Annotated in this window: 21 protein-coding genes and 1 pseudogene; 4 read left to right on the top strand and 18 right to left on the bottom strand. The window is 38.3% G+C overall.

What is annotated here, in order from left to right:
- Positions 1–334 precede the first annotated feature (334 nt).
- The 4 genes and pseudogenes from NON16_RS04345 to NON16_RS04330 all read left to right on the top strand — a co-directional run.
- Complete coding sequence (locus NON16_RS04345) at positions 335–1,552, top strand: amidohydrolase (protein WP_257347378.1); 1,218 nt, start codon at positions 335–337, stop codon at positions 1,550–1,552.
- 24 nt (positions 1,553–1,576) lie between these two features.
- Positions 1,577–2,704: a M42 family metallopeptidase gene (locus NON16_RS04340; protein ID WP_257347377.1), complete on the top strand. Its 1,128-nt coding sequence runs from the start codon at positions 1,577–1,579 to the stop codon at positions 2,702–2,704.
- 62 nt (positions 2,705–2,766) lie between these two features.
- Positions 2,767–4,002 carry an MFS transporter gene (locus tag NON16_RS04335; protein WP_257347376.1) on the top strand — a complete coding sequence of 412 codons (1,236 nt, stop codon included), beginning with the start codon at positions 2,767–2,769 and terminating at the stop codon, positions 4,000–4,002.
- 147 nt (positions 4,003–4,149) lie between these two features.
- Positions 4,150–4,281, top strand: a pseudogene (locus tag NON16_RS04330) (DDE-type integrase/transposase/recombinase); the annotation flags it as partial.
- 61 nt (positions 4,282–4,342) lie between these two features.
- On the opposite strand, the gene NON16_RS04325 reads toward NON16_RS04330, so the two are convergent.
- From NON16_RS04325 to NON16_RS04240, 18 genes are all read right to left on the bottom strand, one after another.
- A complete protein-coding gene (locus NON16_RS04325) occupies positions 4,343–5,599 on the bottom strand; it encodes an MFS transporter (RefSeq protein WP_257347375.1) in 1,257 nt (418 codons plus the stop codon).
- Positions 5,600–5,677: 78 nt separating this feature from the next.
- A complete protein-coding gene (locus tag NON16_RS04320) occupies positions 5,678–6,466 on the bottom strand; it encodes an SDR family NAD(P)-dependent oxidoreductase (protein ID WP_257347374.1) in 789 nt (262 codons plus the stop codon).
- The gene (locus NON16_RS04315) at positions 6,453–7,880 is read right to left on the bottom strand and encodes an APC family permease (protein ID WP_257347373.1); all 1,428 of its coding nucleotides are present in this window, start codon (positions 7,878–7,880) and stop codon (positions 6,453–6,455) included. Before NON16_RS04315 ends, NON16_RS04320 begins: the two co-directional genes overlap by 14 nt.
- 258 nt (positions 7,881–8,138) lie before the next feature.
- Positions 8,139–8,966, bottom strand: a complete 828-nt coding sequence (locus NON16_RS04310) for a molybdenum cofactor biosynthesis F family protein (RefSeq protein ID WP_257347372.1) — start codon at positions 8,964–8,966, stop codon at positions 8,139–8,141.
- Between the two features lie 230 nt (positions 8,967–9,196).
- Positions 9,197–10,669 carry an aldehyde dehydrogenase family protein gene (locus NON16_RS04305; protein ID WP_257347371.1) on the bottom strand — a complete coding sequence of 491 codons (1,473 nt, stop codon included), beginning with the start codon at positions 10,667–10,669 and terminating at the stop codon, positions 9,197–9,199.
- Complete coding sequence (locus NON16_RS04300) at positions 10,662–11,810, bottom strand: class II histone deacetylase (RefSeq protein WP_257347370.1); 1,149 nt, start codon at positions 11,808–11,810, stop codon at positions 10,662–10,664. The genes NON16_RS04305 and NON16_RS04300 overlap by 8 nt, the downstream gene beginning before the upstream one ends.
- An 88-nt stretch (positions 11,811–11,898) precedes the next feature.
- Entirely contained in the window at positions 11,899–13,284 is a 1,386-nt protein-coding gene (locus tag NON16_RS04295; protein ID WP_257347369.1) for an aminotransferase family protein, read from the bottom strand.
- Between the two features lie 197 nt (positions 13,285–13,481).
- Positions 13,482–14,063 carry a TetR/AcrR family transcriptional regulator gene (locus NON16_RS04290; RefSeq protein ID WP_257347368.1) on the bottom strand — a complete coding sequence of 194 codons (582 nt, stop codon included), beginning with the start codon at positions 14,061–14,063 and terminating at the stop codon, positions 13,482–13,484.
- Positions 14,064–14,577: 514 nt separating this feature from the next.
- Positions 14,578–15,669, bottom strand: a complete 1,092-nt coding sequence (locus NON16_RS04285) for an NAD(P)/FAD-dependent oxidoreductase (RefSeq protein ID WP_257347479.1) — start codon at positions 15,667–15,669, stop codon at positions 14,578–14,580.
- 5 nt (positions 15,670–15,674) lie between these two features.
- Positions 15,675–15,998 carry a (2Fe-2S)-binding protein gene (locus NON16_RS04280; protein WP_257347367.1) on the bottom strand — a complete coding sequence of 108 codons (324 nt, stop codon included), beginning with the start codon at positions 15,996–15,998 and terminating at the stop codon, positions 15,675–15,677.
- Positions 15,991–17,100 carry an NAD(P)/FAD-dependent oxidoreductase gene (locus NON16_RS04275; protein WP_257347366.1) on the bottom strand — a complete coding sequence of 370 codons (1,110 nt, stop codon included), beginning with the start codon at positions 17,098–17,100 and terminating at the stop codon, positions 15,991–15,993. Before NON16_RS04275 ends, NON16_RS04280 begins: the two co-directional genes overlap by 8 nt.
- A 5-nt stretch (positions 17,101–17,105) precedes the next feature.
- Complete coding sequence (locus NON16_RS04270) at positions 17,106–17,414, bottom strand: (2Fe-2S)-binding protein (protein ID WP_257347365.1); 309 nt, start codon at positions 17,412–17,414, stop codon at positions 17,106–17,108.
- A 14-nt stretch (positions 17,415–17,428) separates the two neighbouring features.
- A complete protein-coding gene (locus NON16_RS04265; RefSeq protein WP_257347364.1) occupies positions 17,429–18,232 on the bottom strand; it encodes an ABC transporter permease in 804 nt (267 codons plus the stop codon).
- Positions 18,229–19,149, bottom strand: coding sequence for an ABC transporter permease (locus NON16_RS04260; protein WP_257347363.1), 921 nt, complete (start codon positions 19,147–19,149; stop codon positions 18,229–18,231). Before NON16_RS04260 ends, NON16_RS04265 begins: the two co-directional genes overlap by 4 nt.
- Positions 19,146–20,225 (bottom strand): ABC transporter ATP-binding protein, encoded by a 1,080-nt coding sequence (locus NON16_RS04255; protein ID WP_257347362.1) that lies wholly within the window; start codon positions 20,223–20,225, stop codon positions 19,146–19,148. The genes NON16_RS04260 and NON16_RS04255 overlap by 4 nt, the downstream gene beginning before the upstream one ends.
- A 15-nt stretch (positions 20,226–20,240) precedes the next feature.
- On the bottom strand, positions 20,241–21,293 hold the full coding sequence (locus NON16_RS04250) for an ABC transporter substrate-binding protein (RefSeq protein WP_486660014.1): 1,053 nt from the start codon (positions 21,291–21,293) through the stop codon (positions 20,241–20,243).
- Between the two features lie 485 nt (positions 21,294–21,778).
- Complete coding sequence (locus tag NON16_RS04245) at positions 21,779–22,501, bottom strand: GntR family transcriptional regulator (protein WP_257347360.1); 723 nt, start codon at positions 22,499–22,501, stop codon at positions 21,779–21,781.
- Between the two features lie 114 nt (positions 22,502–22,615).
- On the bottom strand, positions 22,616–24,793 hold the full coding sequence (locus tag NON16_RS04240) for a malate synthase G (RefSeq protein WP_257347359.1): 2,178 nt from the start codon (positions 24,791–24,793) through the stop codon (positions 22,616–22,618).
- Between the last annotated feature and the right edge of the window lie 59 nt (positions 24,794–24,852).

Genomic DNA, 24,852 nt, shown 5'->3' with positions numbered 1-24,852 from the left:
TAAGTTTTTTTATCTATGATGAGGAATAAGAAACAGTCGACAGTTGATTATCGCCAAATTGTAAGCGCTTTTTTAAAAAGGGGGGACATATACTCGGTGTTTCACTTTTACAATTCAAACAGTACAGTCTAATTGAATATTGCTAGGGTTTCTTTGTTTTTTTGGAGATATTGGTCCGACTACTGTACCGGATGTTCTGTTTGGAGTGGTGAACAAAGGGGGTAATAAAACCATGTCGGCGACATCAATGGGGGAACAGCGCATGATTCTAAGCAAACTTATTTTTAAAGCCTATTATAGAAATAACAAAAAGTACTAAAAGGAAGTGATACGAATGTTTGCAAAACTATTTGCGAAACTCGAAACATTACAGCCGGAGTTAGTAAAATTTCGTAGGGATCTCCATATGTATCCTGAATTATCATTTCAAGAGGAAAACACACCAAAAAAAGTCGCTGACTTTTTAATAGATCTTGGGTTTGAAGTAAGAACCGGGGTCGGCGGCAGAGGGGTTGTGGGTGTGTTAAAAGGTAAAAAACCAGGTAAGACAGTAGCTTTACGAGCTGATTTCGATGCCCTCCCTATCCAGGATGAAAAGGAAGTTGAATACAAATCCCGTGTACCCGGTGTCATGCACGCCTGTGGGCATGACCTTCATACCGCTGCTTTGCTCGGGGTTGCAAAAGTACTTAGTGAGGTAAAGGATCAGATTGAAGGTACCGTCATTTTTATTCATCAGTTTGCAGAAGAACAACTTCCGGGCGGAGCCAAATTCATGATAGAAGACGGTTGTCTTGACGGTGTAGACGTGGTTTACGGGGCGCATGTCATGTCAAATTTGCCACTAGGACAAATAGGTATCAGAGAAGGGCATGCCATGGCTGCGTACGATGCATTTGAAATTGAGATTTTTGGAAAAGGCGGACATGCTGCAATGCCTCATGTTGGGGTAGATCCGGTTGTACTTGGGAGTCAACTGGTTACAAACCTGCAACAAATCGTATCAAGACGTATTGACCCGATAAAACCAGCAGTTGTTACGGTGGGTTCAATTAACGGGGGACAAGTTTTCAATGTTATCCCAGATACTGCAAAAATCACCGGCACGGTACGCACGTTTGATGACGATATCAGAGACCAAATCGAGAAGGCGATTGGACAAATCACAAAATCAACATGTGAGGGGGCCGGGGCGACTTCACATTATACATACACCAAGGGATATCCTCCATTGTGGAATCATCCGGTAGAAGCAAAAAGGGTGGAAGATCTGGCAAAGTGTCTTGTAGATGAAGAAAAAGTCATACATGTTCCACAGGTAATGGGTGGAGAAGATTTCGCCTATTACGTTAAGGAAGTACCGGGTACATTTTTCGTTGTTGGCGGTCAAAACCATGAAATTAATGCAACCTATCCACACCATCATCCGAAATTTGACGTCGATGAGCGCTCAATGCTCCTAATCGGAAAGCTGTTCATTTCGGCTGTTTTCAATTATCTTTCCGACGGTGGAGTCAAACCTGACCACGTAAAAATAGAAACAAATGTCTAAATACAAAAAGGGGGGAACATAATCATGAAAGAAAGAATAAAAAATCGCCTTAGAGATTTAACGGGATTGGTTGGGGTTTCCGGTTCAGAACAGGAAGTCGTCAAATATTTGTATGAACATCTGTCTTTGATTGCCGATGAGGTGAAAGTGGACAATAACGGTAACGTCATCGCAGTTAAAAATGGTACAGCACCTGGCCCTAACTTAATGGTATCTGCACACTCTGACGAAGTTGGTTTTTGTATCAAAAACATCTTGGAGAATGGTTTTATTGTGTTTGATAAGGTTGGCGGAGTTCCTGACTCACTATTACAAGGAAGAAAAGTATGGATTACAACAAATAAAATCCCAGGTATCATTGGTGTGAAATCAGGTCACATGCAAACAGCGGAAGAAAGTAAGCGGGTTAAAACCGTTCGTGAATGTTATGTCGATGTAGGCGCTGCATCAAAACATCAGGTGGAAAACATGGGTATTAAAGTTGGAGACCCCATTGTTTTTCAAAGTGATTTTATGGAAATGCATGATAAAGACCTCATCTGTACGAAATCGATCGATAACAGGGTGAATTGCGCGATTTTAATCGAATTGTTCCATGAATTGAAAGGTAATGACTTTGCCGGTACCTTATTTGGTGTTGTCACGGTTCGGGAAGAAGTCGGGCTTCAAGGCGCTGTGATGGTAGGTGATACGATCAAACCAGATTACGCCATCGTTCTCGACACGATTCCAGCGGGTGATGTACCGGACATTGACACGGAAAAGTCACTCCCTGTTTACATTGGAAAAGGACCCGCTTGTCCTGTTTCCGACGGCGTCGCCGCAATGGCTTTTACGTACATTCATCCGAAGGTAAGAGAAATCATAGTGGAACAATCGGAAGAAGCGAATGTACCGATACAGTACCTTACACTAAATGGAGATGCCTATACAACTGATGCGGCTAAATTAGCATTAACGAATGGTGGCGTACCACTTGGAATTGTAGCCACACCCCGGAGGTATTCGCATTCCCCTGTGGAACTGTTGAATTTAAACGATGCAGTAGGTGTTTTGAAAGTTGTTAAGGGGATCATCCTTCACAACGGGGAGAAGGATTTGAATTTTATTGAAATAAAGGATCGGTATTCAACTGATCAAGAAAAACCTTAAACAGGTAGGAAGAAATTCTTATTGAGCCAAATGATATATCAAGGTATAGAAGGAGGAAAAATATGTCGGCTTTTACCGCAAAAGCTCCCAATAAACATTTTATTCTTGGACTATTATTCGTAGGCTGGCTGTTGGATTATTTGGATCGAATGGTTATGAGTGTCGCTATCGTGTCTATCAAGGAAGATTTCAATCTGGATCCGGCGACAGTGGGTGTTGTTCTCAGCAGTTTTTTTCTCGCCTATGCAATCATGCAAATTCCAGGCGGCTGGTTAAGTGATAAGTTCGGGTCAAGAAAAATTGTGCTCTTGTCTATTATCGTTTGGTCGGCTTTTACTGTAATGACAGGTTTGGCCTGGGGGTTGGTTTCTTTGATTGTGATCCGTTTTCTTTTCGGAATCGGGCAAGGTGGTTATCCTTCAGCAAGTCAAAAAGGGATTTCCGACTTCTTCCCGAGGAACGAAAGGTCAAAAGCATCAGCGACGATGATGTCATCCAATTATTTTGGTATTGCCCTTGCCCCATTAGTGGCTGCCCCGATGTTGATTTGGTTTGGATGGAGAATGATGTTCGTTATTATTGGAGCCGTTGGCATTTTAATGGCCCTCGTATTTTGGTTTAAATTTCGTCCCCCGAATCAGTCGGGCACATCGGATGAAATGAAAATGACAAATAAAGTACCATTAAAGGAATTGTTAAGGAACGCGGCGCTGTGGAAAATTGTCATTATGTGGTTTGGTGCAGGCATTGTCAACTGGGGTCTTGCCACATGGATGCCTACCTATTTGTCAGATGTACGGGGAATGGACATACTTGCAATAGGATTTGCAGCTTCCCTACCAGGCATTTTAGGCGGTCTCGCTGTCGTTGTAAGCGGTCCGATATTGGAAAAATTTTTTGTGAATCGTGAAAAGTATTTCGCCGCTATCGGAATGATTATCTCCACCATATTCTTATATTTGATGTTTACAACGACATCGCTTATACCCGCTATGATTTACTGGAATTTATGCATTATCTTTAAAACAACTGCCTTTACAGTCGCCTTCTCTCTACCGCATAAAATGTTGTCCAAAAAAGCAATTGGTTCGGCAATGGGAATGGTCAATATGGGAGCGCAGGCTGCGGGTTTCATAGCTCCATTGGTTATGGGTTTATTAATCAGCGCAACCGGTACGTACAGCGCAGCTTTCTGGTTCCTGATTGCATCAGCACTAGTGTCAATCCTCGGAGCCCTGTCGATCAAGCACGAGGAACAATCGGTGGATAATCAAGAATACGAAGCATCTGCACAGTAATTACGTAAAGAAAACTTGGCTAGCACCAAGCTTTAGCGCTGGCGATCGCCTTAGTTGCACTTATACTATAGAAAGTATTTTTATACTTTCTTAACGTGAAAAAAAGGACTATTAGGATAGTAATGGTCACTCGATTACAAGAAATGTTCCCGAACAAGAGATAAACAAGCAGCCAAGCGCTTTTTTAAGAAAGCGTTGGCTGCTTCTCATATTTACTCAATTTCGTGTGAAACAGTAGACAAGTACCCAGCCTATCCTGTAGCGATTCAAGAGTTAAAAGGTTTTTAAACATCCCAATAGTTTGATATATTCGCCGTTATTTGAATTAAAAAACTGTTAATTACTTTGATTCGACTACTTCTCTTTCTACTATTTCTTTTGATGATTTTTTTAGTTTTTTACGCGGGTTTGTCTCAATCAAACCAAATCCTAATATTGCCATGATTAATGCTGCTGCCGCTGCTACTATCATCACAAAAGACAACCCAAAGGAATCTGCAAGTGTACCTGCTCCCCCTAATATGAATGAACCTATCACTTCGCCTACTCCAATAATAAAAGCACTAGTAGTTGCCGTTAAATGAACAGGCATCGTTTCCTCCGGAATAATATTCATATAAATAGGGGCAATGGAACCTAAAATCCCCCCAAATATAATTAACGCTCCGCTGCCACCCCATCCGCTTGGGAATAAATATAAACCAACAGGAGCTAAAACAGCTAAAAAGGAAAACAAAATCAATGCTGTTTTCCTGCCAAAATAATCAGAAAAAAGTGGAACACCAATAGTCGTTAAAATGGCCACAATTCCCATTGATGACATGATCAATCCCATTTTCCCAAGTGAAAACTTCCCTACTGAAGTTAAATATAGTGGAGCAAATGAATATAATATCCATAAACCAGCCATACAACAAACAGAAATGAAGAGACTTACAACAACGTTTCTATACTTTAGAATCTGAAGATAATTAACCCTAGTTTTTTCTTGTTTTTCCTTTCTGTCCACTTTTGAAGGTTGTACTTCGGTCGTAAATTTCCAGATTAAAAATGCTAAAATAAAACTTGGAACACTTACTATTATGAACGCCCAATGCCAATTGGTAATTGAAACAAGTTGCGTCACTAAAATTGGACCAAGGGTACTTGAGATAACCGCAACCCCTGAATTAACAATTCCAGCATTTCTTCCAAAACGTCCTTTAGCTGATGCTATAGCTACCATGGTCATCGCCAACGGTAATATAGGTCCTTCACTTATCCCTACCAGGAATCGTACTATTACTAAAGAAGCGTAAGAATTCGCTAGTGCTGATAAGGCTGAGAAAACAGAAGTTGCAATGATGGCTCCAACCAAAAATGACTTTCTTTTTCCAGTTCTATCGGATAGGATTCCAATTAATGGTCCAGCTATTGCATAACCAATGGTTTGCCACATATTAATTTGGCCAATTTCTCCATTAGTTAAATTTAGGTCCTCGACTAGAGAAGGAACTATATAAGATAGTGCTGTTCGGTCTAAAAAAACGAATCCCCACGCCAAAAACATAAGAGCCACTAACCAATATTCATAAAAACGTGAATGGGTATTATCCACAATTATGTTTCCCCCTAGTAAAATTTACCGTTACCGTTAGTCATAATATCCATCCGGCAAAGGCTGACACGCACCCCATCACATAAAGGCAGCCATACCTATATCAACAATTAACGATCCACCATCAACTGGAACTACAGCTCCTGTGATGGAAGAAGCGTCAGATGAAATTAACCATGCAACAGTATTTGCTACCTCCTCCGGGTTAGATGGACGACGAGCTGGAATTAAGTTAGTTACCCGCTCATAAGCTTGTTCTACTGTTTCACCGGATTCTTTAGCTAAGTTTCCCATTTCTTCATTAGCCATTTCCGTTTTCACCCAGCCAGGACATACTACATTTGCTCTGACATTCTTCTCCGCATAATCTAGAGCGATCGACTGAGTAAGTGCAATGATACCAGCCTTTGAGGTACAGTAAGCCGGCACTGAAGGTGCCGTTCTCAGTCCTCCAACAGATGAAATTGTTACAATTGATCCTCTATTTAGTGATAAATAAGGTAATGCAGCTTTTGCAACTAGAAATCCTGAAGTAAGATTAATACGTAAGACTTTCTCCCAGTCTTCAATACTAGTTTCAGTCACTTTTCCCTCATGATGTATACCTGCATTTAATACCAGTGCATCTAGTCTCCCGAAATCTGCCATTATTTTGTTAATTAGATTGTCAACCTCATTTTCATTTCCAACATCCGCTTGAATAGCAGTACCGTTTATTTCAGCGGCAACATCTTCTATACGATTAAGTCTCCTGCCACATATGAAAACGTGATGAGTTTCCGACAATTTTCGAGCGGCAGCAGCGCCAATACCTGATCCGCCCCCCGTAACGAGTACAACGGGTCGTTCATTATTATTTCGATTCATCATAATCCTCCTCATCTATAGACGAAGCTACATATTCCTCCGAATATTCAGTCTTTTCTTTTAAAAGCTCTTCTAAAGGCGTAATTTTAAAGAGTTTCTGTTTCATTGCAAATTTCACCCAAAAAGCTGAATAAGTAATCGTAATTACTAAAAAAACGAACGCATATTGATAGATTTGAGCTTTTACAACGGGATCTGGGAATATGTTGAGCATCATATATACAATTCCTATGATCCCAATAATTTGAAAGGTGATTCCGAAGGGTGACTTAAACGTTCTTTTCACATTTGGATACTTAAAACGCATGATGATTACATTTAAATGAGCAATGATATAGGTAATCATCCAACAAAAGGCTCCGGCTAATATAAAGGTAGTGATGGAGCTAGACCCTGTAACGCCGACAATGAGGAAAATGAGAAATAGGCTGGACATGAATACAATACCGACCCATGGGCTTCCCCATTTATTTAACTTACCAAATATTTTTGGCATTTGACCTCTTTTTGCCATAGAATAAAGCATTCGTGGAATTGCACAAATAAGAGTGTTGATTGTACTTCCTGTCGCAAAGACGGTAACAATCCCAATCCAAATTTGACCTGTTCTTCCTAAAATGGCCGTAGATGCCTCAACATGTGGAGCTCCTGATCCCGCTAAAATGTCTAAAGATACATATTGAATGGCAGCGTTTCCAAAAATAAAATCAGCCACTAAAATAATTAAAAGTCCCATGATCATGGACAAAGGAATGTATAACTTTGGTTTCTTTATTTCTTCCGCCATTGGGCAAACAAATTCTATTCCAACAAACAACCAAAACGCTAATGCTGATAATCCAAGTACTCCCCACCCCATTGAATTAAATTCCAGTGATGTTTTGATCGGTTCACCGCTGCCTGTACCTGTCAGTCCAATAATTCCAATAACAACCAATGAAAGAATCATAACCCCTGTTAAAATCATTTGTGCCCAGCTATAAAATTCTATCCCGCGTATATTAATTAAACATAATATAACGATTAGGGAAATCGAAATGAAGAGTGGAGGGACAGAAGGGGCAAAGATGTCATGAATAACTGTACCAGCAATATGAGCTTCTGCACTCCCGGCAAACATATTCACCAACACATAGCCACTAATAACAGAAACCATCCCTATGAAAGGGCCCATAGTAGGAAGTGTATAATGGTTAATACCACCTGCACGTGGAATGATTGATGAGAGTTCTGCAAATGAAAAGGCCACAAATAAATTCAATACCATTGCAACAACCATGGCTATAATAAAACCGGGTCCGGCAATTCCAAAGCCTTGGCCTAAAGAAACCATTGCAGAGGAGGCGACAACAATACCTACAACCGTTGCAATTGCAGGCCATAACCCAACCGTTCTTTTTAATTGATTACCCATTATTTTATAAAACCACCTAACATATGAATTTTATGTCTTTTCTTCCGTGTAGGGGTACAGGCAACTTATTATCATTCAACCCACGCTAATCCATTTTCTTACAAAAACGAGTGTGAATTAGCGTGGATGTGGTATTCTACGATAAAATTCAGCTTCAAAGAGACATAAACACGTTCTTTTATACCTTTTCAAAGACATTAACGGATTAAAATTTTTGCGTGGAATTATAAAATCATACTTTAGCGTGGGAGAAAACGTTTATGGTTCCATGCTTTGTTCCTTACTATTAAGTATTTTGGCGTAAGATCCAACCGGAAAGTTTGACACACGACCAATCGAATACCCTTCATAACCATAGATTTTTCCATACGAACGCATGGCATCAAGGTCTTCAATCACAATACCTGCCGTAGGAATAACCTTTTCTAACCAGACAAATAAATAAAGGTTATTGTCAAGTTTATAATAGTAGCATCGATCACTGTCACACAAACCTTCTTCATTTCCAGCCGTACAATGCCAGGTGTAATGATTCTCATTTAAATAATTGTGCTCATAGACATCTTTAGCACTATAAACAAATTCAATTGTCTTTCCAATTAAATCTTTTGTCTTCTCGTGCTGTGGAGTAAGATTGGTCATCGGATTGTCAATGGACACATGTTCAAATGATGCATTAACTGCTGTGAGTGGCATTCCTCGTTCAGCACGTTGAAGCATTGGTGTTGACGTTTCCTCTTCAGTTGGAAGAACGCTTGTAATGACGGTAGCAATTTTTTGTCGAAGGTCAAGGACAATAGAAATTGATTTAGTATCACCATATGAAACGATGAAATCGATAAAATAAATATCCTCTCTTGGCATGACTGCTGTATAAGTACAAGTGAATTTTTCTTCAACTCCCCCATTCTCAATCAACCACTTAAGCGCTTCGATATCCATGAAAGATATTTTACATTTCTTGTTATCCTCATAGTAAAGCGAAAATTCTTTACCCACTAACTTATCTATCGGTTCCATCATATTTTCACTAAATCCAACAGAAAGCTCACCAACACTAATGAAATCTTTTTCTTTAGCATTCATATTTCATTAATCCTCCTCATGTATATATCTTTATAATTTTTCTATAGTTACTTTTCTTTCATTACACAAATTGAAGCAATGAAGAGCCCCTTCTCCTCTTTCATCATAAGATTTCCACCTGAAAACCACTGATGATGGAGCGAGCGTCAAGCCAAAATTGCTTGACCCCACGCTCTATTATTGGTTTTAGTGAAAAGTCCCTCTTCTTTCTAATAAAAAGAATAAAGGTTTTAAACTCCATACCAATTGAAATGTTCGTCATTTAAATCTACCCATACATTTTTTGTTTCTGTATACATATCCATTGCTTGCATGCCTAATTCCCTTCCGAACCCACTCTGTTTCGTACCACCAAAAGGGGCAGTACTATCAAGCATACTAAAAGTATTAACGTACACGGTTCCTGCTTTTAGGCCTTTTGCCATTCGGTGTGCTCTTTTTAAATTCTCTGTCCAGACTCCTGATGTTAAACCGTATACGGTATCGTTGGCTTTTTTCAAAACATCTTCTTCATCTTTAAAACGAATAACCGATAGAACAGGACCAAAAATCTCTTCTTGAGCAATTGTCATCTCATTGGTCACATTTTCAAAGATGGTAGGTGTAAAGAAATATCCGTTGTTTTCTGTTGTATTTCTCTCGCCTCCAATCACTAGATTAGCCCCTTCTTCTAATCCTGCTGCAACATAGTGCTCAACGCGTTCTAACTGCTGTAATGAAACTTGTGGACCCATTTGTGTTGTTTGGTCCAACGGGTTTCCAACCTTAATGGTTTTTGCTTTCTTAATAAATGCATCCATGAATTGGTCATATATACTGTCCTGTACAAACAATCTAGAACCCGAGGCACAGACTTGTCCCTGTCCAAAATAGATGCCAAACATCGAACCATTGACAGCGTTTTCAATATTCGCATCATCAAATATGATATTGGGTGATTTCCCTCCAAGTTCTAAGCTAACAGGCTTTAAACCTTTGCTTGCTGCCTGCATAATTAACTTCCCCGTGGAGGTAGAACCCGTAAATGCTATCTTATCAACCCCAGGATGAGAAGAAAGTGCATCTCCGGCATCATTCCCATAACCTGGTACAACATTGATAACACCATCTGGGATGCCTACTTCTTGAAAGATTTTAACCATTTCTAAAATACTAATAGGTGTTTGTTCTGCAGGTTTAATAACTATTGTGTTTCCTGCTGCTAAAGCGGGAGCTAGCTTCCACATTGTTAACATCAGAGGAAAATTCCATGGTACGATTGCTCCTATCACCCCTAATGGTTCTTTTAGTGTATAGTTGAATCTCCCGGCAGGAGAAGCTAATGTTTCTCCCTGAACTTTATTCGCAAGACCAGCATAGAACTCTAGAACATCAATCATAGTCGGTATTGCAATAAATTTCGTTTCATTAATAGGAAGCCCATTGTCCTTGGATTCAACTTCAGCTAAGTAGTCTGCTTTACTCCATAATTCCTGAGCAACTTTATTTAATAAACGTCCTCTATCACTGGGTGCCATGTTAGCCCAAGGGCCAGATTCAAAAGCTTTCCTTCCTGCCTTGACTGCCAAATCAACATCTTCTTTCCCTCCTTCAGCGACAATGCCATTTACTTCTCCAGTCGCAGGATTAATCGACTCAAATGTTTTTCCAGATAAAGAATCTTCCCATTTTCCATCAATAAATAATTGATATGATTTACTCATAGCTGTGCTCCTTTGGGTTATTTTTGTAATTATATAGACCTTGGGAATGTACTTTTACAGCTTGTTCAACTGCTTCTTTTTGATGGTTGGCCAAAACATTTGAAGGCAGTCCCTTGATTGCTTCATAGTATGGATCCTCTGTGACCTTGCTTTGTAACCCACTCAACGACTCCATTATTTTTAAAGTACAAAACGGAACATAAGCAGGACTATAACCACCTTCATGACAAACTACTAAACGACCTTCACAGTGACGTTCAGCTATCCCCTTCACAATAGAAGTTAATTCACCAAACCCTTCCGCAGTAACTATCATCTGACCAAGGGGATCAAAAACACTTGCATCTTGACCAGCAGATACGATAACGAGCTCTGGTTTAAATTCATCCGCTTTAGGAACAACTGCTTTCTCTAACGCATATAAATATCCGGCATTTCCAGTCCCTGCTGGTAACGGTATGTTTACGTTGTATCCCTTTCCTTCACCTGCACCTATATCTTCAGCAGATCCTCTATCAGGTGGGAAATTAAATTCTTGATGAAGGGAAAAAAACAGTACGTTAGGATCATCATAAAAAGCATTTTCAGTCCCGTTACCGTGATGAACATCCCAATCTAAAATCATAATACGTTTTAATCCATATTCCTCTCGCGCATAACGGGCGGCAACTGCTACATTATTAAACAAGCAAAAACCCATTCCTTGTTCTCTTTCCGCATGGTGTCCTGGGGGTCTTGTTAGAGCATAGGCATTTTGAACCTTTCCTTTCATTACCGCATCAACACTTGTAATTGCCCCTCCAGCAGATAGTAGAGCTATTTCATAGGAGCCCCTGCCCACAAGTGCTAATTCTCCTGCATCTCCACCTGTCGTATCACTTAATTGTTTCACCTTATCCACATAAGAAGGAATATGATTTAACTCAATCTCTTCTCTGGTAGCTGGCCGTGGAGTGATTACCGTTAACTCGTTAATAAATCCACTTCGTTCTAATAGATTTTTCACACGTCGTTTGCTTTTTGGACTTTCACCATGTTCATCTGCCTCTATCCATCCACCAGGTGGAAGAAATAAGGCTCCATTTCCCGTATCATGCCAAAAATAACTTTCATCATAAAGAAACCCAGTTTTTAATTTCATATAACCCCTCCTTACAATTTCCGTAACAACGCTTCCAATAAATAGAACGGGTTTTATTTATTCCATAATATTAGGAAATTCTTCTATTCTATAACGCTTTGTTTTCAAATGCTTTAATAGCATCAGAAAGTCTTTCAACTATTGTTTCGATATCCCCCTTATTAACTATTAAAGGAGGGGCAAGGGCAACAGCGTTCATTCCTCCAAAAGAAAGAGGTCTTAAAAGAAGATTTCGGCTTAAACATTCTTCTACAACTTGCTGTGCAGCATGCAAGGATGGATCAAATGCTTTACCGTTGTCACGATCTGCAAACAGTTCAATTGCCCCTAGTAAACCTGATGTTCTGGATTTTGCTGTTACCTGATGTTGTTCTTCGAGATACTTTAAGCCCTTGAACAATTCATCCCCCATGTTCTTGGAATTATTGACAAGCTGCTCATTTTCTATAATCTCTAGATTTTTTAATGCAACAGCGCAGGCGGTCGGGTGTCCACTGTAGGTAAATCCATGGAAAAATACGTCATCTGACATTTCTGCTAGTTCATCCCTAAGTTCTGTTTTAAGAAGGACTGCACCCAACTGCATATATCCACTTGTTATTCCTTTTGCTACTGACATTAAGTCAGGAACGACTTCCCAATTATCTACCCCAAACATTTTTCCTGTTCTACCAAAACCACAGATTACTTCGTCTGCAACCATATAAATTCCGTATTCGTCACACAATTCACGTACAGCCTTTAGATATCCTTCAGGTGGTATGTTTACTCCCCCTACACCTTGAATGGGTTCTAGAATGACTGCTGCTACTGTTTCTGGATCTTCTTTTTCGACAATGCCTCTGATACTGCTTTCATAATCAGGCTGGGACTTGTCTCCTTTTTCGCAAGCTGTGAGAAAGGGTTTTGCGTGCAAAAATCCTGGAGCTGAAGAAGTAATCATATTATCAAATTCGCGTACACCTGTTGCGCTCGTTGCCCCCATAGTTACCCCGTGATAGCTTAAATCAAGGGCAATGATTTTTGTCCGTTCCGGTTTACCTTTTAGTTTCCAGTAATGACGTACAATTTTGAATGCAGTTTCATTGGATTCTGATCCACCAGAAGTAAAAAAGCTTACATCGAGGTCACCGGGTGTTAGCTCTGCAAGTTTCTCCGAGAGCTGTATAACCTTATCGTTAGAGTTATTGTAAAATGAAGAACCGTAAGATAGTCTCATGATTTGTTGCTTAGCTGCCTCAGCCATTTCCTGGCGCCCATATCCTATATTTACATTCCATAGGGAAGAGACTCCATCAATATAAACATCATCATACACATCCGTTACATTAATACCTTTACCTTTTTTAATAATTAACCCAGGGCCATTTTGCTGATGCAATTTTAATGGGGTTGTTGGATGAAAATAATGTGCCTTATCTAGTTTCTTCAAATAATCAGGGTGGTTTGTTTTCTCCACGAATTGTTCTTTCATTTTTCATTTCTCCTTTTTTAATAATTTTGTACCTCGTTTACCTGACGAACGTTCGTCAGTTTTAATTGTACACAATTTTCCGAATACTTTCAATGAAATATTTATACCTTTTTATTTCCGTACCTATGTTGAATAAATAATTATTACTTTATTACTCTGTTACTTAAATATGTCTAAACTACTTTATGGAGACTTTTCTATTTTTTTATTCCCCGCCAATAAACCTCCCAGGATGCATTAAATCTTTCTTCGAAGCTTTCAATATTGGTATAAACTAGTTCTACAAGCAGTCCATCTATAAAATTCAAAAAAGAAATAGTTCCCTTCTCTGCATCTATAATTAAAATTTCTTCATGGGAAACAAACACTTCCTCTACATATTCACGTAACTTTTTATAATAAGTAAAAACTCTTGAAATAACAGTTTCTTGTAAATGGTTTGGCGGTGTAAACATCATTTTAAGCAAAAATTTCATATTCCTTTCTCCATTAGATATATATCTTTCTTTTAAATGAAGTATAAAATTATACAATAGGTTATAAAGTGACTCATTTTTTTGTTGGTAAAAGTAATCACTCAACTCTAAAATTTCTTCCTGGATCACTTGGTTCATGACTTGTAAAAACAGGTCATCTTTACTTTTAAAATGTCCGTATATCGACTGCTTTTTTATTCCCACTTCTTCCCCAATGTCAGTAAGAGAAGCTCCCTCATACCCGTATTCAACAAAAAGAGTTAATGCACTCTTCTTAATTTTTTCTGCAGTTATATTAGTCATTGTTTTCCTCCTATGTCCCCATTGTAGTATCTACATACAAAGCACTAGAATACTAAATGAGAAATATTGTTGTTTAAATTATACTACCTTAGACTTCTCATTTACTAGCTTTCTAGCGCTTATAAATTTCATATATTTTAAAAGTCCAGGTTTGATCGATGAGCATAAAGAGATTGTTACGACTATAAAAGAAAGAGATACTGAACGAGCTGAGAAGCTTATTGTGGAACATTTGAAAGCGGATTTGGAGTTTGGATTGTATTATTTGCGGGATGATGAGTAGGGGTTAAGAGCCTTAATCAAGCATTAACTTGTCATGGCCTCTTTACTATCATTCTTTTTATTTTAAAGAAAACTTGGCTAGCACCAAGCCTTAGCGCAGGTGATCGCCGTAGTTGCGCTTATACTATAGAAAGTATTTTTATACTTTCTATACGTGTAAAAAATGTCACCCGCACCAAGTTGTGCTAAGTGACATTTTTGTTCCCTAAGATTCCTGATAACAAAACACTATTTATAGCTGTCCTACTGGCTCTTGAAATCTTGTTATGGAGTAATCATCAATTGGAATCGATGTCTCACCATCTAAAATTAATTCCGTCATTAGAGTACCAATAAGCGGGGCTAAAGTGATGCCGCTGTGCATAGCAGCAACATATAAATTTTGAACTCCAGGAACATGACCTATAATGGGATATCCGTCCTTTGGCATTGCTCTTATACCTGAAAAACACCGTACAACATTTGCATTTGCAAGACTCGGAACATACCTTATAGCCATGTTTGCCGTTTCTTGAATAACATCTAACGTTCCTCTTCGATCAAACCCAACCTCTTCCATTGAATAACCAATTAATACTTCTCCGTTAATAGCTTGACGCATACCACTTATCGTATAATTAAGTAATGGCGCAAGCGGTTCTGTCACCATAATTTGCCCTCTTACTTGTTTAACAGGGACATGTATTCCTAAGTAGGAGCCAAGTTCTTTCGACCATGCTCCTCCAGCTAAGATTAATTTTTTACAAAGATAGGTTTCCTTTTGCGTATGAACGATAAATGCATTTTCTGTTCGCTCAATATCCAAGACACGGTTGTAATAAGAATAAGCGACTCCCTGCTTTTTAGAAGCTCTTATTAACAGATCGACCAGACGAAACGGATTGATATTACCATCAACTTTACTAAACGTAGCTCCTACTACATCAGGACTTAAGGACGGTTCCTTTGCTAATACTTCTTCTTTATTAAGCACTTTTATTTTTATTCCTAATTCAGAATACTTTTGTGCAAGTTTATGTGCTTTCTCCAAATCTTTTTCGGTAAAAAATGGCGAAAGTCCACCCGTTCTTTTATATTCTACGTCCCCTATCTTCCGAGATAAATAAGGATACAATTCAGCACTGTACATACTAAATTCTGCATAAGATGCTGGTGTTTTATTGTGTACCCAAACCCAAGCCTGTGTAGAACCTGAAGTTCCTGATAAGGGAAAGTTTTTATCAATTACTAAAATCCCTTCTTGATCTCGTTCCGAAAGATGGAAAGCGATACTGTTTCCAATAACACCTCCACCAACAATAATCGTCTCGTAAGAAGTATTCACTTTTGTCACCGTCTTTCATCAAGTTCAACTTCATCCATAACAGACTTAACTGAACTAAAATTTGAGCTCCCAGTTGCAAGTGTGCTAATTTGAATTGGCCTTAAAGGAATACGCAAACGAGGAACAGGAACTTGGGAAAGAGGATGAGATGTTTTTTCGCTTATAATACTACTTACTAAATTCATGCAAATCTTAGATTGACAGGGACCCATACCGCATCGAGTCAATCTTTTAATATCATCAAATGTTTCCGCTCCGATCTGAATGGCTTCTTCAATCTCTTCTTGATTAATTTCCTCACAACGACAAATGATAGTTGTGTTATCCATTTATCTTCCTCCCTATCCCGGATAATGATTGGTGTGAGTTGGGCCCCATATACCCCTCGATGTGTTTCAATCTAGAATTCCATCCTTCCAGGTTAACCTGTTGTTCAACTTGATAAAGTTCTTCCCAAAAGAGATTTTTCATTTGAGAAGCTTCAGTAGAATTAATTTTTCCTAAAGATTCACAAACACTGATACCAGATAGTGAACCCGTTAAAAAGATAGCTGCCTTGGATGTTATTCCTGTACTATTTCCGGCCACATAAACTCCTTCGCTACTCGTTTCAAAGTTCAAATCATAATCAGGCACCCACCCCCCTAATATTTTCCTATAAGAAAGGGAACAGTTAGCAATTAAAAATGCCTCTAAAATTGGATTTCTTCCCCCATCAAGGCAGACAAAATCAACATCAATCCGTTGTGGACCTTGATTAGATTCTATAACCAATGTTTCTACCTGGCCTTTTCCTTCTGCCTCAATCACTTTAGTATTCTTTAAAATGGGGATGTTCAACTTTTCAATTTCATCTATTAAACAATTGTTTTGTAGAACAATATCTGATTGTTGTTCAACGATTCCCTTTACTTCGATGCCTACTTCATGTAATTGCTTCGCGAGTTCAAAGGCAAAACTACTAGAACCAATCAATATCGTCTTTGTCCCTGGTAACACTCTATCCCTATTAATCAAAATCTGCGCAGCCCCCGCAGTCATAATTCCAGGTAAAGTCCATTTTGGGAAAGGAACGGCTATTTCAGCTGCACCAGTCGCCATAATGATCTTTGATGCTTTAACTGGAAATACATCTCGGTCATTACTAATTCCCATTTCTCCATTTTCATATAAACCAATAAGTGTATGATCCGTTAATACGTGTATTCCAAAAGGTTCTACTTTTTTAATCAGATTTTCAGCTATTTCAAATCCGCATAATTGGCGATAGTGATTAGGCATATCCTCAAATGATTGGGTTTGTTGGACGAGCTGTCCTCCTAAATACCATGTCTCTTCTATTATAGTGACATTTAAACCTCTTGAAGCGGTCTCATAGGCTGCAGATAACCCCGCTGGCCCACCACCTATAATTAAAACGTCTGTCTCCATATTTATCATTTCCTTACGTTCGGATCACTGTTATTTTGTAGCACATTCATCCCATTCTGAACTAAAGTCATGCAAGACCGTACGTGTTCCTTACCATCTATCGTCATAAAACAACTGCAACACCGTCCATTCGCGCAAAATAAACCACGGGGTTGAATTAATTTACGACTAACACCAAGCTTTCGAACACGATGAGTCATTAAAGCTGCTGCCACGGTTTTGCCTTTTTGTACAGTTAATGGCATCCCTTCAAACGTGAAAGTTACCTCTTCATCTATTTGTTTGCCTAAAGTCGGATGATTGGTTATCTCCATCCCTACTTCTCCTCCTATTTCTTATTAACTGCAAATAACTTTCCAACGCCAAGAACTTTTTCAATAACGAGCATCAATACTACGGTTAATACAATCATGACACTGGATACGGAAGTTATAATCGGATCATATTGATATTGCATATAGGTGAAAATACGTACAGGCAATGTCACCACATCTGTACTAACAATAAACAAGGCAACTGTTAAATCATCGAATGAAGTGATAAACGCAAAAATTCCTCCAGCGAGCACGCCTGATCTGATGACTGGCAGGGTAATGTGGAAAAAGGCTTTTATCGGTGTAGCGCCTAAATTCATTGCAGCATATTCGATGGATCGGTTAAATCCAACCAGACTTGCCACCACTAGTCTCATTACAAACGGAATTGTAATAATGATATGTCCTATAACCAATGCAAGAGGACTGGTAGACAACCCAATCCAAGAATAAAACTGCAATAATGCAACCCCAAGTACAACGGAAGGGATAAGCAGTGGAGAACCTGTTAATTGAATGACAGCTTCTTTTCCTTTAAATTCATATCGGACAACCGCAATCGATGCTAACGTGCCGATTAATGTGGAGAGTATGGCTGTTCCAAGAGCGACAGACACACTTAACCAAAATGATTGAATAAATTCTGGATGATTCAATAATTCACTGTACCAGCGGAACGTTATTCCTTTTGGAGGAAAAACGATATATTCCGTCTTTGTTAAAGAGGAAAGTAAAATAACAATAACTGGAGCCATCAAGAAAATAAAAACAAGCCAAACATACAAATTCAATAGGGCTTTTGGCCATTTCTTGCTCATTGAATTGCCACCCCTTTTTTAGATGCTGTTAATAACTTACTGTATACTACAATGGTAATAGTAGATATCAGGACAAGTATAAAACCAATGGCAGCACCCAACGGCCAGTTTAAAATAACGGCCACTTGCTCATAAGTAAGATAAGACATTACTTTCACCTGTGGTCCTCCCAAAATAGCTGGTGTTACAAATGAACTTGCAGTTAAACTAAACACCATGACAGAACCTGCGAAAATTCCTGGTAAACTAAGTGGCAACGTAATTGCAAAGAAGGTTTTAAATGGATTGGCTCCTAGATTTCTAGATGCGTTGATGATAGAGGAGTCAATTCGTTCTAAGGAACCAACAATACTCAAAACCATATATGGAAACAAGACATGTATCATTCCAAGAATGACACTGAATTCTGTATAAAGTATGGTAAGTGGTTTATCAACAATCCCTAAACGGAGAAGTGTATCATTTATTAAACCATTCTTAGACAATAGAATGACCCATCCATAACACCGGATAACCATGCTAATTAATAAAGGTGAGAGAATCAATAATGTTAAGTAGTTTCTTTTTCTCCCTGACGAATGAGAGATATAATAGGCTACTGGGTATGAAATCAAAATAGAGATAAATGTTGTAATTAAACCAATTTTGATCGTTCTCCAAAGGACATTTAAATAAAAGGTATCTGAAAGAAACTTTTTATAATGTTCAAGTGTCCAAGATTCTCCAATTCCAAGAATCGGATCAAATGTTTTAAAACTATTAATAAATAGAAATAGTAAAGGAATTAAGAAAAAGAAAATAAAGATAACTAATGTTGGTAGAAGTAATAAAAGAATATCTCTTCTTTTTTTTCTTATTTTCCCAGTGTCACTTGTTGTAAGGGGTACATTTTTTTGAGTCATTATTTTAGAACTCAACTGACGACCTCCTTACTTGAAGTAAATAGATCATTAGAGTACCAAGTCGCGTAAACTGTGCTTCCTTCCTTTAAGGTTGCTGGGTCAAGTTCGCTATTTCCTATATCTGCAATGAGACGAGCGTTTTCAACCTTTAAAATATAACGCGTTTTTGATCCTAAAAACATTTTTCTCTCTAGCGTGGATTCATAACAAATCTGGTCTTCCCTTATAGTTTTTGATATTCGGATTCTCTCAGGTCGAATAAACAATGTAATATTAGATCCCTTCCCTATATTCACTTCAGGAAGAGAGAACGAAGAACCTAGTACCCTAATATTTGATGCATGACCGTTTGTTTCAAGAACGGTTCCTTCTAATTGATTTACTTCACCAATAAATTGGGAAACAAAAGCACTTTGAGGGTTGTTGTAAATGTTTTCCGGTGTGTCGATTTGTTCAATTTTCCCTTTATTCATGACAGCAATCCGGTCAGAAATTGCCAGTGCCTCCTCTTGGTCATGTGTAACAAATATGGTAGTTATCCCAACCCTCTTTTGAATTTCAACAATCTCTTCTCTCATTTTTTGACGTAGTTTGGCATCCAAGTTACTCAATGGTTCATCTAATAACAGGACGAGGGGCCGGATAACAAGGGCCCTCGCCAGTGCTACTCTCTGTTGCTGACCCCCAGATAGTTCTTTAGGGTACCTTTTTTCATACCCTTCAAGGTTTACCATTTCTAAAGCCTCTTGTACTCTTTGGTGGATTTCTGACTTTGTGACCTTCCTTAACTTTAATCCATAGCTTGCATTTTCAAATACAGTCATGTGGGGGAATAGCGCATAATTCTGGAATACCATGCCCATATTTCGTTTATGAGGTGGGAGGAGGTGAACAGGTTTCCCTTCCACCTCAATTGCGCCCCCATCTACATCCAAGAATCCGGCAATCATATTCAATGTGGTTGTTTTCCCACAACCGGAAGGACCTAAAAATGAGATAAGCTCTCCTTTTTTAATGTCCAAAGAAAGTCGTTTTACAACATCAACTTGGTTGAACTTTTTCACAACACCTTTTAGCTGTAAATATGCCATTTTCCCACCCCCTAATTACTGACTTACAATTTCTTTACTAAACCGCTCTGTCCATTCTGAACGCTTTTCATTTATCACTGACCAGTCTACTTTTATAAGTCGGTCCACATTTTCTTGACCATATACAACCTTTTTGGCTAGTTCACTATCCAACTCTACGTTTTTATTAACCGGACCATTAAATATCCTTTCCGAGAGAGTTTTCTGAACTTTTTCAGTCAATAGAAAATTGATAAACTTTTGTCCTAATTCAGAGTTTGGGGCGTCCTTAACCAGGTTTGCAGTAGATATTAACGCGACTGCACCTTCCTCAGGATAAACATATTTGATTGGAAATCCAGAGTCTTGCAAGGTATACACTCGGCTGCTTCCCCAAGCTGATGCTACAGTTTGTCCTTGTAAAAAGTAGTTAGAAACGTCAGCTGTTTTATCGAAAGTAACCGCATTTTTTGCGATTTCTTTCATCTTATCGAAGCCAGGCTCAATATTAGATTCATCTCCACCATTCGCTCTAGCAGCCATTACGAGTAAGTGGACACCATAAGTATTTGTAATAGAGGGCAAAACTAGTTTTCCTTCGAACTTAGGGTCTGCCAGATCGTTCCAAGATGTTGGCGGATCCCATCCATTTTCTTCAAACGTTTCAGCATTGTAAGCGAGTCCAGTTGAAATGATTCCTAATCCAACCCCAACATTTTCTTCGTATTTAGCAATGTCATAAACGTTTTTCAAGTTGGTTACAATTTTTTCATCTAGAGGGGCCAATAGTCCGAATGAATTAGCCTGAGCTTGAGGGCCATCATCTAAAAAGGCAACGTCAATTTGGGGATTATCCTTTTGAGCCTGTAATTTTGACAGTGTATCGACTGAACTACCAGTAATGTACTTCACGTTTACACCATGTTCTTTTTCGAATTCAGGGATAATCGATTCTTTCAAACCTTGTTCGTAACTGCCACCATATGCTGCAATTACTAATGTCTTTCCATTATTGGAGGCTTTACCACCTGTCTCCTCACTGCCACTACATCCCGTCAAAAATATAAATAATGCAATAAAAGAAATCATACCTACCCTAACTTTCACCACTAATTCCCCCTACATTTTAGATTTATGAAGCTGATCATGGTCGAGCTAAACAACTTCCTTAAGAATTCCTCCTTCCTATAAATTGAATATCATATATTCTTTCTTACAATAAAGCACAAAAGTTATAATATTATAATTTAATTAAAAACACTTATTTAAAAGAACTATAAACTATGCAACTTTTACATCATTCATAAATACTGTTGAATTTTTACTTTCGTACATTAAAGTTATATTATTATATTGTATGTAATACTACCATTATTCAGAATTATTTGTCAATATAATTTAAACATATTACTAAGCATTATTTACAATCATGGTTCGACTATTTATCCCCATCTCTACAATACGGTTGTGGTCGATATTCCACAACTTGAGATAACGCAACTCCACCATTATCTCGAAGTTATGTCTTAATACAATATAGACCAACAATGTTGTTCATTAGAAGGAGATAGAAATTACAACTGGACTTCTATGAAGTAGTTTGCCTTGTCTTGCCTCACAATAAATTTTGAATATTCAAGCACGTCTCGTTCATCGGTGTAAGTATATCTTTCCAAAATGAATAGCTGCGATCCTTTATCAATCTGCATAAGATCCGATTCGAAATCATTTGCTAATGTCGTAGAAAAGTAAATTTTTGCTCTTTCAAACTTCAACTGATAGTTATTTTGAAAAATGTTGTATAACAATTCATCTTCAATCATTGTTTCAGTAAGATCGGGGCAAAGAGCCTCAGGAATATGAGAATATTCAATGCCAATTGGTAAATCACCTTCTATTTTTAAACGATGAATTGTATACACCTTATCATATTGATCAAGATTCATTTTTTTTGCCAAAGTGGGTCCCGCTAGTTCCTTCTTAAAGCTTAACGTTTTATGAGGATGATTTGCGTTGTCTTCCGATTCGTTTCGAAAAGTGACTAATCCATAAATGTCTTTATCTTCTTTTTTAGAAACAAAGGTCCCTTTTCCTCTTTGTCGATAAAGAAGTCCTTTGTTAACAAGATCATGAATAGCTCTTTTGATCGTGATATTACTTACTTTAAATTGCAGGGAGAGTTCTTTTTCAGTTGGCAACTGATAGCCTGGTTCCCATTGACCAGAGTTAATCTTTTCTTCTAAATAAAATTTTATTTGATGATATAAAGGTATTGGTAATTCCTTATCTAAGTCCATAAGCTTCTCCTCTAATTCATTAGTATAATGTTATAACTTTTCACTGATGAATATATAGAACTTTCTGGCTAAAGTCAATTTTTTTCAGAATCTTTAACTAATTGATTGATAGTATTACGGAGAAAGCACCTTAGACTTCGCTTCAAGTCGACGGCGGTGTAAAATCGGTTCTGTATAGCCACTTGGTTGGTCGATACCCTCGAAAACTAATTCACACGCAGCTTGGAATGCAAGGGAATTGTCAAAGTTATCCCCCATTGGTCGATACTCAGGATCTCCAGCATTTTGATCATCCACTACTACCGCCATGCGTTTCAAAGTCTCCATTACTTGTTCATTTGTACATATTCCGTGACGAAGCCAGTTAGCCATGTGTTGACTAGAAATACGCAATGTAGCACGGTCCTCCATAAGGTTTACGTTGTTAATATCCGGTACTTTAGAACAACCAATTCCTTGTTCGACCCAACGAACGACATATCCAAGAATACCCTGTGAATTGTTATCTAGCTCTTCCTGGACTTTTTCGGGACTCCAATTCGGATTAACTATTACCGGTATTTGCAGGATTTCATCGGAGTAGTCATTAGAAATTTCCGTTAGCCCTTTTTGAACCTTCGTTATATCAACCTTATGATAATGTAAAGCATGCAAGGTAGCAGCAGTAGGTGAAGGCACCCAAGCCGTGTTCGCTCCTGCTAAAAGTTGGCTGACTTTTTGATTCACCATGTCGGCCATCAAGTCCGGCATTGCCCACATTCCTTTACCTATCTGAGCCCGCCCCTGTAAGCCACTATCCAATCCTATATTTACATTTGACTTTTCATAGGCCTGCAACCAATTAGAAGCCTTCATCTCATTTTTACGAATCATAGGACCTGCTTCCATAGACGTATGGATCTCGTCCCCAGTTCTGTCTAAAAACCCAGTATTTATAAAGACAATTCTCTCTTTTACTTCATTAATACAAGCTTTTAAGTTTAAAGTGGTTCTGCGTTCTTCATCCATTACACCAATCTTAAGCGTATTTCGTTCCAGACCAAGTATGTCTTCTGTTCGATTAAATAGCTCATTGGCAAAAGCCACTTCTTCTGATCCATGCATCTTTGGCTTAACGATGTAGGCTGAACCTTTATGGGAATTTTTATATCGGCCATTTCCTATTACATCATGTTTAGCAAGAAGTCCAGTTATAACTGTATCTAATATACCTTCTGGAACCTCCTTATCCTCCTGATCTAGCAGTGTATTACTTGTCATTAAATGTCCAACGTTTCGAGCAAACATGAGGGATCGTCCAGGCAAGGAGAATGTCTCACCATTAGGAGAAGTATACGTTCGATCGGGATTAAGAGTCCTTATAACTGTTGTATTACCTTTTGTAAATGAAGTTGATAAATCGCCTCTTATCAGGCCTAAAAAGTTTCGATATACAAGCACCTTGTCTTCGGTATCAACCGCTGCAACGGAGTCCTCAAAGTCCATAATTGCAGTCAAAGCCGATTCTATGAGAATGTCTTTTATTCCAGCCTTATCTGATTGTCCTATCAGATGGTTACGATCAAGTTGAATTTCTAAATGGATCCCATTATTTTTTAACAAAACTGCCTTGGGTTGTTTTTGGTTTCCTTGGTAACCGACTAACTGCGAATCATCTTTTAACCCGGTCGTCTCACCGCTACTTAAAGCAACAGACAATTTCCCATCGACAAGAGTATATGCCTCTATTTCTTCATGTTTTGCTTGTGCTAATGGTATGGCTTGATCTAGAAACTCTTTGGCATAGGTAATAACTTTCTCGCCACGAATCGGATTGTAGAATCCTTTCTGTTCTGCGCCGCCTTCTTCACTAATTACATCTGTTCCGTAAAGTGCATCATATAAACTTCCCCAGCGTGCGTTTGCAGCGTTAATTGCATACCTTGCATTATTAACAGGCACTACTAACTGTGGACCCGCCTGGACTGCTATTTCATCATCTACGTTTTCTGTAGTAATCTTAAACTCTTCTACTTCCGTTTCTAAATAGTTGATGTCCTTTAAAAATGATTTATAATTTTCAAGTTCAAAATTCTCTTTATTCTCTTTATGCCATTCATTTATCTTTTTTTGAAACTTAACCCTTTTGCCTAACAATTCTTTGTTCTTTGGAGAAAGCCCTTGGACGATTATTCCTAGATCATTCCAGAATTTTTTGCTCGACAACCCGCTTCCTGGGATCGCTTCATTATTAATAAATTCATATAAAACTGGAGCTATTTGAAGATTACCTACTTTTATGTAATCTTTCATGAAACATTCCTCCTTAAATAATTATCTAGAGTAAGAAGCAATTAATTTTACTTTTTACT

It is taken from the genome of Pseudalkalibacillus decolorationis (assembly GCF_024609785.1).
GTDB lineage: Bacteria > Bacillota > Bacilli > Bacillales > Fictibacillaceae > Pseudalkalibacillus > Pseudalkalibacillus decolorationis.
The sequence above is the reverse complement of the archived record's forward strand: the minus strand, read 5'-3'. Positions and strand labels throughout refer to the sequence as shown.